This is a genomic window from Nioella sp. (genome assembly GCF_964229645.1).
Classification (GTDB): Bacteria; Pseudomonadota; Alphaproteobacteria; order Rhodobacterales; family Rhodobacteraceae; genus Nioella.
This window is the reverse complement of record NZ_CAXREX010000208.1, coordinates 1-12,883: the sequence shown is the minus strand read 5'-3', so window position 1 is coordinate 12,883 and position 12,883 is coordinate 1. Positions and strand designations below refer to the sequence as shown.

At 66.3% G+C, this 12,883-nt stretch carries 14 protein-coding genes; 4 read left to right on the top strand and 10 right to left on the bottom strand.

All coding sequences use genetic code 11. The features are described 5' to 3' along the window. Positions 1-610: enoyl-CoA hydratase/isomerase family protein (locus ACEQXV_RS13935; RefSeq protein WP_370269708.1), on the top strand; the 610-nt coding region annotated here is incomplete at its 5' end. Here ACEQXV_RS13935 and ACEQXV_RS13930 read toward each other — a convergent pair. Then, positions 607-1,083, bottom strand: coding sequence for an MAPEG family protein (locus ACEQXV_RS13930; RefSeq protein WP_370269706.1), 477 nt, complete (start codon positions 1,081-1,083; stop codon positions 607-609). The genes ACEQXV_RS13935 and ACEQXV_RS13930 overlap by 4 nt on opposite strands. Before the next feature lie 87 nt (positions 1,084-1,170). Between ACEQXV_RS13930 and ACEQXV_RS13925 the strand changes: the two genes are divergently transcribed. Further along, a complete protein-coding gene (locus ACEQXV_RS13925) occupies positions 1,171-1,755 on the top strand; it encodes a TetR/AcrR family transcriptional regulator (RefSeq protein ID WP_370255098.1) in 585 nt (194 codons plus the stop codon). 368 nt (positions 1,756-2,123) lie between these two features. Here ACEQXV_RS13925 and ACEQXV_RS13920 read toward each other — a convergent pair whose 3' ends face one another. Next, entirely contained in the window at positions 2,124-3,617 is a 1,494-nt protein-coding gene (locus tag ACEQXV_RS13920) for a Do family serine endopeptidase (protein WP_370255102.1), read from the bottom strand. A 176-nt stretch (positions 3,618-3,793) separates the two neighbouring features. Here ACEQXV_RS13920 and ACEQXV_RS13915 point away from each other — a divergent pair, with 176 nt between their 5' ends. Then, the gene (locus tag ACEQXV_RS13915) at positions 3,794-4,345 is read left to right on the top strand and encodes an N-acetyltransferase family protein (protein WP_370255100.1); all 552 of its coding nucleotides are present in this window, start codon (positions 3,794-3,796) and stop codon (positions 4,343-4,345) included. A gap of 120 nt (positions 4,346-4,465) precedes the next feature. Here ACEQXV_RS13915 and ACEQXV_RS13910 read toward each other — a convergent pair whose 3' ends face one another. From ACEQXV_RS13910 to ACEQXV_RS13885, 6 genes are all read right to left on the bottom strand, one after another. Continuing rightward, positions 4,466-4,663, bottom strand: coding sequence for a DUF2065 domain-containing protein (locus ACEQXV_RS13910; protein WP_370254800.1), 198 nt, complete (start codon positions 4,661-4,663; stop codon positions 4,466-4,468). Between the two features lie 4 nt (positions 4,664-4,667). Next, positions 4,668-5,576: a protease modulator HflC gene (gene hflC, locus ACEQXV_RS13905; protein ID WP_370254801.1), complete on the bottom strand. Its 909-nt coding sequence runs from the start codon at positions 5,574-5,576 to the stop codon at positions 4,668-4,670. Positions 5,577-5,579: 3 nt separating this feature from the next. Beyond that, positions 5,580-6,719, bottom strand: a complete 1,140-nt coding sequence (gene hflK, locus ACEQXV_RS13900; RefSeq protein WP_370269704.1) for an FtsH protease activity modulator HflK — start codon at positions 6,717-6,719, stop codon at positions 5,580-5,582. Positions 6,720-6,805: 86 nt separating this feature from the next. Continuing rightward, entirely contained in the window at positions 6,806-8,164 is a 1,359-nt protein-coding gene (gor, locus tag ACEQXV_RS13895) for a glutathione-disulfide reductase (RefSeq protein ID WP_370269703.1), read from the bottom strand. A 96-nt stretch (positions 8,165-8,260) separates the two neighbouring features. Further along, on the bottom strand, positions 8,261-9,049 hold the full coding sequence (gene rpiA, locus ACEQXV_RS13890) for a ribose-5-phosphate isomerase RpiA (protein WP_370254806.1): 789 nt from the start codon (positions 9,047-9,049) through the stop codon (positions 8,261-8,263). Positions 9,050-9,122: 73 nt separating this feature from the next. Further along, a complete protein-coding gene (locus ACEQXV_RS13885; protein WP_370269702.1) occupies positions 9,123-9,725 on the bottom strand; it encodes a thiamine diphosphokinase in 603 nt (200 codons plus the stop codon). A gap of 196 nt (positions 9,726-9,921) precedes the next feature. Here ACEQXV_RS13885 and ACEQXV_RS13880 point away from each other — a divergent pair, with 196 nt between their 5' ends. Beyond that, the gene (locus tag ACEQXV_RS13880) at positions 9,922-12,216 is read left to right on the top strand and encodes a hypothetical protein (protein WP_370269700.1); all 2,295 of its coding nucleotides are present in this window, start codon (positions 9,922-9,924) and stop codon (positions 12,214-12,216) included. 34 nt (positions 12,217-12,250) lie between these two features. Here ACEQXV_RS13880 and ACEQXV_RS13875 read toward each other — a convergent pair whose 3' ends face one another. Next, on the bottom strand, positions 12,251-12,490 hold the full coding sequence (locus ACEQXV_RS13875) for a DUF2842 domain-containing protein (RefSeq protein ID WP_370254812.1): 240 nt from the start codon (positions 12,488-12,490) through the stop codon (positions 12,251-12,253). Continuing rightward, the coding region (locus ACEQXV_RS13870) for an adenylosuccinate synthetase (RefSeq protein WP_370269699.1) at positions 12,490-12,883 on the bottom strand (394 nt) is incomplete at its 5' end. The genes ACEQXV_RS13870 and ACEQXV_RS13875, both read right to left, overlap by 1 nt.

The window sequence follows — 12,883 nt, the reverse complement described above, 5'->3', positions numbered from 1 at the left end:
GCATACCCGCGCGATCATCTTCACCGGCGAGGGTCGTGCCTTTTGCGCGGGCGACGACCGGCAGGATCATGCCCACCCCGAAAGCGAGGCCGAGGCGCGGGCGCTGGTCGATCTCATACAGGCCGCGACGCGGGCGATCTGTCTTGGTCCCAAACCCGTCGTGGGCGCGATCAACGGGTGGGCCGTGGGCGGCGGGTTTGAGTGGGCGATCAACTGCGACTTCCCGATCTGGGGGGAAAGCGCGAAGGGGTTCTTCCCCGAGGTCTCGCTCAACCTCTTCGTCACCGGGGCCGTCACGACGCTCCTGCCCAACCTGGTAGGGCTGGTGAAGGCGCGCGAGATGCTGATGTTCGGCGACCGCTACGGCGCGGCCGAGCTGCACGAACTGGGTGTTGCCTGGCGCGTGGTGGCCGATGACGCACTGGCAGGCGAGGCGCTGAACGTGGCAAGGAAACTGGCCGCGCTGCCCGCCCTGTCCACGCGCGCCATGAAACGCGTGCTCTACGCCGCCGCCGTGCCCGACCTGCACCGGGCGCTGGCGCTGGAGACCGAAGCAACCGTGGCGGGTTTCCTCGACCCGGAAACGACGCGATTGCTCAAGGATTTCTAGGTCAGCACCGCCCACAGCACCTGCACTCCCATCCAGATCACGATGAGCGAGCCTATGCTGTAGAACGTGGCGCGGATTTCATGGGGTTGCGCGGTGGCATAGGCCCAGAAATGCCCGGCCCGCGCGGCGACGAAGCCCCAGAACAGCCCCTGCGCCAGCCACGGCGCGGGGGCGATCAAGACGAAGAGAAACCCCGCCATCCAGAAGGCCGGGATGTTTTCAAGGTCGTTCCTGTGCATCCGGCGCGAGCGGTCGACATAGTCGTCGATCTCGAGTTGCGAGGGGTCAGGCGCGGGGTTCAGCAACCCCTTTGCCGCGTCCTCGGGGCTGGCCAGCCCCCTTCCGGTGGTCTGGAACCGCCAGACCGTCATCCAGCCCTGCCCCATCACCTTCAGCACGAGGATCGCCGACGCCAGCACATAGGCGGAGAAGACCGGGTTGTCCCATGTCAAGAGCTCTTCGATGCCGGTCATCTGCGCCGCCCTCTCTTGCCCCGGCTTGACGCCGGACCTGTCAGGCGCCAGTTTACCTACCATTGGTAAGTTTGCAAGGGGCACGCCATGGCACGGTCAGATACCGGTGCGCAGATTCTCGATATAGCCCGCGACCTGTTGGCCGAAGGCGGGCTTGGCGCGCTGTCGTTCGACACCATCGCGGCGCGGCTTGGGCATTCGAAACAGGCGGTGCTCTACTGGTATCCGACCAAGCCCGACCTGCTGGCGGCGCTTTTCCTGCCCTGGCTGGAGGAAGAGGCCGCACTGGCCGAAACCGCCGTGCGGGATGCGCGGGACGGGGCCGAGGCGATTGCCCGCTTCGTTCGGGCGCTGGCAGCGTTTCACCTTGCCGACCTGCCCCGGTTCCGCGCCATGTACCTCTTGCCCCAGACCCTTGCCCGTGGGGCGACCGATCCGCGCGAACGGCAGGTGCTGGACCGGGTCCATGCCATCACCGACCGGCTTTACGGCGCGCTGGCCCCGCATCTTGGGCCCGATCCGCTATCCGCGCGGCAACAGGCCGTCACCGTACATGCGGCGGTGCTGGGACTGGTGCTGATGTCGGGGCTGGCCGAGGCGCTGGACGATCCGCTAAAACACGGGGCAACGGGCCTTATCGAGGCGCTGATCGCGCGACTGACCGCCGCCTAGTCGCCAGCGAATGCCCGCTCCAGCGCGGCGATGTCGATCTTGCCCATCTCCATCATCGCGGCCCGCCGTTCAGGATCTGGCAGGGCGCTCCCGCAAGGATGAAAATCACTACCAGGGGCTCGGGGCCATCGGTTTCGGAGTCCATCCGGCGATCGGCAGAAGCGATACGCAAAACCGCGCCGCCGCCAGCCCGTCCTTTTCGAACCTCAGGCAGGGTCGCGTCTTGTGAAGACACTCCGTCACCTTGCACCTCGCGTCACTTCGAAATCCGATCTCGTGTTCAACTGAAAATCTGCCGCGAAAGAAAAGCCCCGCCGGATGCGCTCCGGCGGGGCCTGCCCTGGCATGACTCAGGGACTTCTCTGGAGTTACTTGTCGATCGGCAGCGCCACGAAACGCGGGGTGCCCCCGCGGCGGATCAGCAGCAGGACAGAGTTCTGCCCCGCTTCCTCGGCCTGGTCGACGCGGGCGTTGAATTCATCCACGCTGGTCACAGGCTGCTGACCCACTTCGACGATCACGTCCCCGGCCTCCAGCCCGCGATCTGCGGCGTCCGAGTTCGGATCGACCGCTTCGACCAGCAGACCGTCTTCGACGCCATTGGCTTCGCGCGCCTCGTCGGTCAGCGGGGCCAGCGTCAGGCCAAGCACCTCGGACGAGGGCGTCACCTGCTCGCTGCCGGGCTCGGGGAAGGCCACGTTTTCGGCGGTCTCCCGGCGGCCAAGCGTCACCAGCAGGGTCTGGGTTTCACCATCGCGGTAGACCACGACGCGCACGGTATCGCCCACGCCAGAGCCGCCGACGACGCGCACCAGTTCACGGGTATCGTCGATCTCGACCCCATCGAAGGTGGTGATGACATCGCCCACTTCCATGCCAGCCTCGCGCGCGGGTCCTTCGGGCACATCCGTAACCAGGGCACCGGTCACGATGTCCAGCCCAAGCCCTTCGGCGATTTCTGCGGTCACGTCCTGGATACGCACGCCAAGCCAGCCACGGCGGGTTTCGCCGAATTCGCGCAGCTGGTTCACCACGCCGGCAACCACGTTCGACGCCTGCGAGAAGCCGATGCCGATCGAGCCGCCATTGGGGCTGAGGATCGCGGTGTTCACGCCGACCACTTCACCCGCCATGTTGAACAGCGGCCCGCCCGAATTGCCCCGGTTGATCGCGGCATCGGTCTGGATGAAGTCGTCATAGGTGCCCGACAGCGCACGTTCACGTGCCGACACGATGCCCACGGAAACCGAGAAGCCCTGGCCGAGCGGGTTGCCCATGGCCATCACCCAGTCCCCCACGCGGGCGGCATCGCTGTCGCCGAAGCTGACGAAGACCAGCGGGGCCTCGGGCTCCACCTTCAGCACGGCGATATCGGTATTGGGGTCGGTCCCGATCACGGTGGCGGCCAGTTCGCGGCCATCGCGGAATTCGACCATGATTTCGTCGGCGCCCTCGATCACGTGATTGTTGGTCACGATGAACCCGTCCTCGGAAATCACGAAGCCCGAGCCGAGCGCATTGGGACGGCGCGGGGCGGGGCCATTGGGGCCGCGCTGCTGCTGGTCGAGGAAGTCGTTGAAGAAATCTTCCAGGGGCGAGCCCGGCGGCACCTGCGGCCCGGGGCCGGTTCCAGTGGCAACAAGGCTCGTGGTGGTGATGTTGACCACGGCATCGCCAACCTCGTCCACGAGGTCGGCGAAGCTCGCGGGGCCCGCGATCTGCGCGCGGGACGGCGCGGTGGTCACGGCGATGGCGGTCACGGCCATCGTCAGGATCAGCAGAAGGGTCGTCAGCGCGTGATGCTGGCTGCGGCGTGTTCGCGGCAGCGCCTGCGCGACGGCCTGGATGCGGTTGGTTTGCATGATCACTCGATATCCTCCTGTCAAACCAGTTTCAGGCTGTCCCTGCCCTCTCGTGCCACAAGATATTTGGTGGCGCGCGGTGTCAATCAAGCAATCCTCTTGTCACATCGGTCACATGGGCGTGATACTGCCGGAAATGACCCGGTTTTCTCTGTTTCGAGGGGGTGCCCAGGGGGATGGACTACCAGATCGACCCCGCCGACTGGGACGGGTTCCAGGCCGTAATGGGCGAAAGGGGCGGCTGCGGCGGCTGCTGGTGCATGCTCTGGCGTCGCTCGGCAGCCCAGATGCGCGCGGGCCAGGGTGCCGGCAACCGGGCCGCCATGAAGGCGCTCTTCGACGCGGGCCAGGTGCCCGGCCTTGTCGCCCGCCACGACGGTCAGCCCGTGGGATGGATCCAGGTCGATGCGCGCAGCGCCTTCCCCCGTCTCGCAGGCTCACGCATCCTGAAGCCCGTCGATGACCGCCCGGTCTGGTCCGTCGCCTGTTTCCTCGTCGACAAGGCGCATCGGCGCTCGGGTCTGTCCCGGCACCTGCTCGACGCCGCTGCCGATTTTGCAAGGGACAGGGGCGCAGAAATCCTCGAAGGCTACCCGATCGACACCGATCAGGATCGCTACCCGCCGGTCTATGCCTGGACCGGTTTCATGGGCGCATTCCTGGCCACGGGCTTCACCGAGGTCGCCCGCCGCGCCCCTACCCGGCCGATCATGCGCAAGGGGCTCTGAGCCTTCATTGTTCCATAAATATCCCAGGGGGGTGCGGGGGGAGGATCCCCCCGCGGGTCGGCGCGCCAAAGGCGCGGCGCAACCGGGTCCGGCACGCGCCCTGCGCCCTAACCGCGCGCCCTACCCGCCCAGGGCGTGGCTCAGCACGGCAAGCCCGGTCCCGATCACCAGCGCCCCGAAGCCCGCAATCCGCAACGTCTCTTCCGGTTCATGCTGCATGCGGCGCATCAGGTCCTTCATGAAAGAAGGGGCCAGCGCATAGGCCAGCCCCTCGATCACAAGCACCAGTCCGAGCCCCCAAAGGATCGACTGGATCATGATGTCACTCCGCCGGCGCAGGTGCCGGGACGGCGAGTCCGCGCCCCATGGGCGAGCCGAAGAAGTCGAAGAAGGCGCTGTCGGGCGACATCACCATCGAGCTGTTTTCGCCGGTCAGGGCCCGTTCGTAGGCGGTCATGGCGCGGTAGAACTCGAAGAAGTCGGGATCCTGCCCAAAGGCTTCGGCGAAGATGCGGTTGCGTTCCGCATCGGCCTCGCCTCGGATGATCTCGGCCTCGCGGTTGGCTTCCGACACCAGTTCGACCACGGTCCGGTCGGCCTGGGCGCGCACACGCTGCGCGGCTTCTTCACCGCGGGCCCGCTCATCGGTCGCCTCGCGTTCACGTTCCGCCCGCATCCGAGCGAAGGTGGCTTCGAGGTTCTGAAGCGGCAGGGCGGTCTGTTTCAGCCGCACGTCGAGGATGTCGAGCCCGAGCGGCGCGGCCAGCGCACGCGCCTGTTCGGTGATCCGGTCCATCAGGGCCGCCCGTTCCGACGACAGGATCGTGTTCGAGGTCACGCCATCTGCACCCAGAACCGCGCGGATCTGCGGGTTCAAGATGTCTTCCAGCAGACGCTCGGCCTCGGCAATGCCGCCGGCACCCACGGCCAGCCGGAACTGGCGCGTGTCGATGATGCGGTAGCGCGCGAAGGCGTCGACCACCAGGCGGCGGTCATCGGAGGGCGTGACTTCGATCGGCGCCGTGTCGAGCGACAGGATGCGGTCATCGTAGAACACGACCTGTTCGAAGACGGGAATCCGGAAGTTCAGGCCCGGTTCCTCGATCTCGGTGCGGATCTCGCCGAAGCGCAGCACCAGCGCGCGCTGGCGTTCGTCGACGATGAAGAGCGAACTCATGATCGCGGCCAGCACGATCACGATGACGGGAAGGATGAAGGTTGCCTTGCGCATCGGTCAGTTCCCCCGGGTCCGCAGTTCGTTGAGCGGCAGGTAAGGCACGACGCCCCCGGTGCCGCCGGTCGCGTCGGTGTCGAGGATGATCGTGTCCATCCCGCCAAGCACGCGTTCCATGGTTTCGAGATAGAGACGCTGGCGCGTCACTTCGGGGGCCAGCAGGTATTCCGCCAGAACCGCCGAGAAGCGGCTGGCCTCACCTTCGGCCTCGTTCACGACCAGCGCGCGATAGGCCTCGGCTTCTTCGAGAAGCTGCGCCGCTTCACCGCGCGCGCCGGCGAGGACGCGGTTGGCATAGGCGTCGGCCTGGCGTTCCAGCCGGTCGCGTTCCTGTTCGGCGGCCTGCACGTCGCGGAAGGCGTCGATCACTTCCGCCGGCGGGTCCGCGCGGTCGAGGTTGAGACGCACCACGTTGATACCGCTTTCATAGCTGTCCAGCGTGTCCTGGATCAGCTGCTGAACGGTATCGGCGATGATCTGGCGGTCGCGGTTGAGGATCGGTGCCAGCTGCGCGGCGGCGATCACTTCGCGCATGGCCGCCTCGGACACCGCACGCACGGTTTCCTGCGGCTCGGCCAGGTTAAAGAGGTAGGCTTCGGGATCCGAGATGTTCCAGACCACTTCGAAGTCGATATCGACGATGTTTTCGTCCGTGGTCAGCATCAGCCCCGCATCCCCCGAGCCCGACCGCGCGGTGCCGATGGATTCGGTGCGGTTCGTCGTCACCTCGACCACTTCCGCGGTCACGATCGGCCAGGGGGCGAAGTTCAGACCCGGTTCGCGCACGGCGAAACGTTCGCCGAGGAATAGCTCCACCGCGCGTTCTTCGGGCGCAACGGTGTAGACCGAGGCATAGGCCCAAAGCGCCAACAGCGCGATGCCGCCCACGATGAAGCTGCCGCGCCCGAAGCTCGGACCCTCGCCATCACCGCCGCTGCCACCGCTGCGGCCTCCGCGCCCGCCCATCAGGACGCGTAGCTGTTCCTGGCCCTTGCGGACGATCTCGTCGATCTCGGGGATCTGCTGGCCTCCGCCCTCGCCCGGGCGCCGCCCGCCGCGATTATCGTTGCCATTGCCCCTGTTTCCTCCGCCGCCGGAGCCGCCACCGCCGCCCCAAGGTCCGCCAGAATTTCCAGCCATGCCGGTCTTTCCCCTTGTTATCCTGAGGGCGCCGCCAGAAGGCACGCCCAATTCCCTTAGCTAACTGTGCCCGTGACGCCGGAAAATCAAGCCGTGCGCACCGGAGTTTTCATCGTGACCAGTTCCTCGGCCATGGTGGGATGCACCGCCATGGTCCGATCGAAGTCTTCCTTGGTGGCCCCCATCTTGACCGCGACACCGGCCAATTGGATCATTTCGCCGGCATGATCGCCCACCAGGTGCACGCCCAGAACCTTGCGCGTGTCGGCACAGACAATGAGCTTCATCAGCACCCGTTCCTCGTGCCCCGCAAAGAGGGTCTGCATCGGCCGGAAGGCCGCGGCATAGACCTCGATAGGTCCCGCATCGCGCGCCTCTTCCTCGGTCAGGCCCACGGTGCCCAGTTCGGGCTGCGTGAACACGGCAGAGGGGATCAGGTCATGATCGGCCTTGCGCGACGTGCCGCCAAAGACGGTATCGGCAAAGGCATGGCCCTCGCGGATCGCCACGGGCGTCAGGTTCACCCGGTCGGTCACGTCGCCCACGGCGAAGATCGAGGGGATGTTGGTCTGGCTGTAGTCGTCGACCTTGATCTCGCCATTTCGGCCCATCTCGACGCCGATCTCCTCCAGGCCCAGCCCATGGCTATTGGGCTTGCGCCCCGTGGCATAGAGCACCTTGTCGAAAACCGCTTCCATTCCGTTCGAAGCCTTGACCCAGAGCCCGCCCTCCACCTGGCGGATTTCCATCACGTTGCAGCCCAGGTGCAGCTCGATCCCGCGCGCCTGCATGGCGTCGGCCACGTGCCCGCGCGCCTCGTCATCGAAGCCGCGCAGGATCTGCGCGCCACGGTAGAACTGCGTCACCTTGGTGCCGAGCCCGTTGAAAATTCCCGCGAATTCGCAGGCGATATAGCCGCCGCCGACGATAAGGATGCTGTCGGGCCGCGCGTCGAGCTTGAAGACGTCGTTCGAGGTCATCACCAGGTCCGAGCCCGGGAACTCCGGCACGAAGGGATAGCCGCCGGTCGCGACTAGGATATGGGCTGCGGTGACCGTCTGCCCGTCGGACAGCTGCACCGTATGGGCATCCTTCAGCGTCGCGCGCGCGTCCATGGTGGTCACGCCCGAGCGGTCGAGATTGCCGCGATAGGCCGCTTCCAGCCGGTCCAATTCGGCATCGAGCTTGCCCCGGAACATGCCCCAGTCGAAACCGCCAACACTGGCCTGCCAGCCATAGGCCGCCGCATCCGCGACCTGGCCGGGATAGCCCGAGGCATAGACCATAAGCTTCTTGGGCACGCAGCCCCGAATGACGCAGGTGCCGCCCATGCGGTATTCTTCGGCCAGCGCGACCTTGGCGCCATGTTCAGCAGCGATGCGGCCGGCGCGCACGCCGCCGGACCCGCCGCCGATGACGAAAAGGTCATAATCGAAATGGCTCATGGCCCGCTCCTTCCAATCGTTTGACGCTGCCGGACGTAATCTGCGCCACGCGGCGGCGCCACCGGCAGTCACGCACAGGTGCCTGCGCGCGAGATGTCAGTCGCGCACGTCGACGAAGAGATTGTCGGTGTCGATGATGTCGATCTGCTCGTGCTCGACGGTGCCGTTGTTGATGTCGCGCACCTCGACGCTGCCATCGCCCGCGCCGATCACCACCACGTCGCAGATATCGAGGAAGAGCCCGTTCTCCACCACGCCCGGCACCTGGTTCAGCACCATCGACAACTGGTGCGGGTTCGGAATGTGGCGCAGGTGCAGGTCGAGGATGAAGTTGCCCTCGTCGGTGCGGAAGGGCTTGTCATTGGCCAGCCGCAGCGAGGCGGTCTTGCCCAGCACATCGAGATTGCCCAGCATCTCTTCGATCAGCGCCTTGGAGGTCTGCCAGCCGAAGGGAATGACCTCGACGGGCAGCGGGAAGGCCCCGAGCGTTTCCACCTGCTTGGTGGCATCGGCGATCACGATCATCTGGTCCGAGGCCGTGGCCACGATCTTTTCCTGCAACAGCGCCCCGCCGCCGCCCTTGATGAGATTGAGGTTGGGGTCATACTCATCCGCCCCGTCGATGGTCAGATCGAGCCACTTCACCTCGTCCAGCGTCGAAATGGGCACACCGACCTGGCGGGCCAGTTCGGCGGTGCGGGTTGAGGTGGCGACCCCGGTGATCTTCAGGCCGTCATCGCGCACCAGCTCGCCCAAGCAGCGCACCATCCACGCAGCGGTGGATCCCGTGCCAAGGCCAACGCGCATGCCGTCCTCGACATAGTCCACGGCGCGCTTGGCGGCCACGAACTTGGCGATATCAATGGGAGAGAGATCAGCGGTCATCGGTCTGCCGTATATTCAGTTGCGTCACGAGGCTCTTACACAAGCGCGCCCGCACGTGCGAGGGAAAACGGCCCTAGAAGAGCGCCGAAACCGCCGCATCCAGGCAGGTCTTGGGTAAAATCACCAGCATTCCGGGGCTGTCGAGCTCCAGCACCACCTGCGGCGCGTCGCTGCGGTTCGAGGTGCCGATGGCCTGCCCCGGCGCAAAGGCGATGCCCTCGATGGGCCAGTGCAGCCCCTGCGAGCGCCCGGTTGCGGGAAGCAGGGGAAAGAGCGACACGCGCGTGCCAACCGGCAGTTCCAGCACGATCCGCGGCGGGGCCAGGAACACGATGTCTTCCTCCGCGATCACAATGCAGCGCGGGGACGGGCAGCGCAGAAGCGTGTGCCAGGCGGCCAGTTCATGATCGGTGCGCCGCCCGGTCATTCCAAGCGCCAGCACGCCGCGCGCCGCAACCCGCGACAGGGCCTTTTCGAAATCGGTGCTCTGCTGTTCGGGGACGTGAATCAGCTTGTCTGCTGGCAGCGCGGCGCGGGTTTCAGGGGAAAGCGAATCGAAATCTCCGATCACCAGGTCGGGCGTTCTGCCGAGGCTCAGCGCCGCCTCTGCCCCGCCATCAGCGGCCACGAGAACCGGCGCAAGGCCCATTGCAAGGGCCAGATCGGCCTGATTCACGTGACCCGCGCCTAAAATTGTCACTAAAGTGTCGGCGCGCGATGTCTTTTGGGTAAGTGGCAAATTATTGCCATTTTTCGTATCAGAAATCACTGAATGGCCCCAATGCCGTCCCCTTTGGCTGGAATAGGTTTGTTACACCTTTTCGCAAGATGGTAAATTCCGGGGCTGAACCCTGGGCGAGCAGAGACGAGCCATGAGTGACCAAAACAAGATCCTAACGGTATCCTACGGGACCTTCTCATGTACCCTCGAAGGGTTCGACAATCCGTTCGAGGCCATGAAGGCCATCGCGGAGTATTTCCGAGACCTCGCAGCGGGTGACCGCTTCTTCGGGGCGGAACCGCCGACCCCGGATGCCGAGATGCTTCACCGGATCACCGAGGAGGCGATCCAGGCCCGTGTCGACGCGCGCATCATGGAGAGCGGCCTGCTTCTGCGGCCCCACACCGAAGCGCGCGACGAGGCCGAGGAGGCCGAAGCGCTGGACGCCGGGGACGTGACCGAAGCCGCCGCGCCGGTGCGCGCTGCCGCGCTTGAAGAGGAGGTCGAGGAAGCCGAGTCCGCGCTGGACGCCGAGGAAGCTGAGGATGCAGCCGAGGCTGACGACAGCCCCGAGGACGCGAGCGAAGAAATCGAGCAAGACGCTCAGGCCGACGCAGAGCACGAAGCCGAAGATCACTCCGCTGCCGCTGATGCCGCAGACATCGAAGCCCCCGAAGTTGAGGCTGAGGCTGAGGCTGAGGCTGAGGCTGCCGATCTGGCAGATCAGGACGACACGCAAGACCGCAGCGACGCAATCGCCGCTGCCGCTGCGCTGGCCGGTGCCGCCGCTGCTGCCGTCATGTCCGACGACGCCGACGAGGCCGAAGACGCCCCGGCAGAGGCTGGCGAAGACACCGTCTCTGCCGTGATGCAGGCCATGGCCGCCTTCTCGGATGACGAGACCGAGGAGGAGACCAGCGAGGACGACAGCGCCGAAGACGCGCTTTCTGACGCCGCAGGCCAGGACGCCATTGCCGAAGATACCCCTGTCGCGGCAGAGCCCGAAGCCCTTGCAGACGACATCGACGACACCCCTGCCCTCTCGGCAGATGCAGAGGACGAGGCGCCCGAGGCCGCCGCCCCCGCCGCTTCCGATGACAACTACCCCGACCCCGACAGCGTTGCCGCCAAGCTGGCGCGCATCCGCCGTGTCGTGGCGCAGGAAGAGGCCGAGGACGACGCCCCCGCTGCCGGATACAGCGAGGACGAGAACGAACAGGACCCTTTTACCGATGGTCCGGCCGCTGAGGCTGAGGCAGAAGAGACCGCCCCGGAGGCCGTGACCGAAACCACCCCCGCCCCTGCCGAGCAGGCCGCCCCGGCGGACCAAGCCGAAGCCGTCGAAACGCAGGAAGAAACCCCCGCTCCGGTCGCAGCGACCGAGGTGGCAGAACCTGCCGTAGAAGCGGACGCTGCCGAAGCCGCCACCGAACCTGCGCCTGCCGAAGAAGCTGCCGCCACCCCGGCGCGTTCGCCGCGCGTGTGGGTGATCCGGGGCCGTGCACCGGAAGCGTCCGAAGAGAACACCGCCGAGGCCGCTGACGCTGCCCCGGTGGCGCAGGAGCCCTCGACGCTGGAACCCGATGCCGAGGAAGACCTCCAGCGCGAACTGGCCCAGATCGAGGCCGAACGCACCGCCCGCCGCGCCGAACGCGAAGCGCGCCGCCAGCACCTGGCCGGCGACGACATGGCCGAGGCCAATGTCAGCCGCCTCTTCGACGCGACCGACAGCCGCCTGTCGACCGACGAGACCGCTCGGCGCCGCGCCAATATCGCCCATCTCAAGGCCGCCGTGGCCGCCCGTGCCGCCGAAGAGCAGCTTGGCGGCAATGCCGAACCGCAGGACGCCACCGCCCAGTATCGCGAAGACCTGGCACAGGTCATGCGCCCGCGCCGGGTGCAGAAGGACGGCCAGCGCCGCTCGGACCGCCCCGCCGGGGAACGCCCGCGCCAGACCCCGCTGGTCCTTGTGTCCGAACAGCGCGTCGATTCAGGTGACAACCGCCCCGCACCCCGCGCCAGCATCGTGCGCCCGCGCCGGATCGTGCGCGCAGCCGCCGGTGGTGCCGCCACGGCCCGCGTGCTGGAAGACGACCATTCCGAACCGCTGGCCCTGACCGCCGAGGCCCGCGTCACCCGCATCCCCGCGCCCGAGGAAAACCTCTTCGGGGCCGAGCAAAGCTTCCTCGACTACCTGCGCGAGCGCGAGGTCGACGACCTGGAAGACATCGCATCGGCCGCCTGCGGCTACGCCACCCATGTCATGGGGCAGGAAATCTTCGGCCGCGCCGAGGTGATCCGCCTGATCCAGGACGGGGCCGACATCACGGCCTCTCGTGAAGAGGCAATGCGTGTCTTCGGCCAGGTGCTGAATGATGGACAGATCGAGAAGATCCGCCGGGGCCAGTTCCGCCTGACCACGCGATCCCCCTACTATCGCCGCTGACATCTCTGCCCGCGCGACAGATGAAAACCCCGGGTCAGGTGCCCGGGGTTTCGTCGTTTCCGCTATCCGGATCGGCCTGCCCCACGCCCTTGAACACGGCGCGGAACGGAATCGCCCAGACAATGCCAAGCGCGATGTAGATGCCCAGTTCCAGCAGGATCGAGGGGCGCTCGAACAGGCTCAGCAGGAACCACGACAGCCCGATATAGAGGGGCAGCCCCACCAGCAGGATCACCAGCGACCAGCGCCGCCGCGCCTTGTAGGACAAGGCCATCAGTCGGCGAACGGGTCAGTCACGAGGATCGTGTCTTCCCGCTCCGGGCTGGTGGACAAAAGCGCGACGGGGCACTGGATCAGTTCCTCGACGCGGCGCACGTATTTGATCGCGTTCGCAGGCAGATCCGCCCAGGACCGCGCCCCTTCGGTCGATTCCGACCAGCCGGGCATTTCCTCATAGATCGGCTTGCAGCGCGCCTGCTGATCGGCTGCGGTTGGCAGGTAATCCAAACGTTCGCCATCCAGATCATAGCCAACACAGATTTTCAGGGTTTCGAACCCATCCAGCACGTCCAGCTTGGTCAGCGAAATACCGGTAATGCCCGACGTTGCGCAGGTCTGGCGCACCAATGCCGCATCGAACCAGCCACAACGGCGTTTACGGCCGGTG

Excerpts from the sequence above, each read along its gene's own strand:
- ACEQXV_RS13930 (WP_370269706.1), bottom strand. The coding sequence starts at position 1,083 with ATGACCGGCATCGAAGAGCTCTTGACATGGGACAACCCGGTCTTCTCC.
- ACEQXV_RS13925 (WP_370255098.1), top strand. The coding sequence starts at position 1,171 with ATGGCACGGTCAGATACCGGTGCGCAGATTCTCGATATAGCCCGCGAC.
- ACEQXV_RS13920 (WP_370255102.1), bottom strand. The coding sequence starts at position 3,617 with ATGCAAACCAACCGCATCCAGGCCGTCGCGCAGGCGCTGCCGCGAACA.
- ACEQXV_RS13915 (WP_370255100.1), top strand. The coding sequence starts at position 3,794 with ATGGACTACCAGATCGACCCCGCCGACTGGGACGGGTTCCAGGCCGTA.
- ACEQXV_RS13910 (WP_370254800.1), bottom strand. The coding sequence starts at position 4,663 with ATGATCCAGTCGATCCTTTGGGGGCTCGGACTGGTGCTTGTGATCGAG.
- hflC (WP_370254801.1), bottom strand. The coding sequence starts at position 5,576 with ATGCGCAAGGCAACCTTCATCCTTCCCGTCATCGTGATCGTGCTGGCC.
- hflK (WP_370269704.1), bottom strand. The coding sequence starts at position 6,719 with ATGGCTGGAAATTCTGGCGGACCTTGGGGCGGCGGTGGCGGCTCCGGC.
- gor (WP_370269703.1), bottom strand. The coding sequence starts at position 8,164 with ATGAGCCATTTCGATTATGACCTTTTCGTCATCGGCGGCGGGTCCGGC.
- rpiA (WP_370254806.1), bottom strand. The coding sequence starts at position 9,049 with ATGACCGCTGATCTCTCTCCCATTGATATCGCCAAGTTCGTGGCCGCC.
- ACEQXV_RS13880 (WP_370269700.1), top strand. The coding sequence starts at position 9,922 with ATGAGTGACCAAAACAAGATCCTAACGGTATCCTACGGGACCTTCTCA.
- ACEQXV_RS13875 (WP_370254812.1), bottom strand. The coding sequence starts at position 12,490 with ATGGCCTTGTCCTACAAGGCGCGGCGGCGCTGGTCGCTGGTGATCCTG.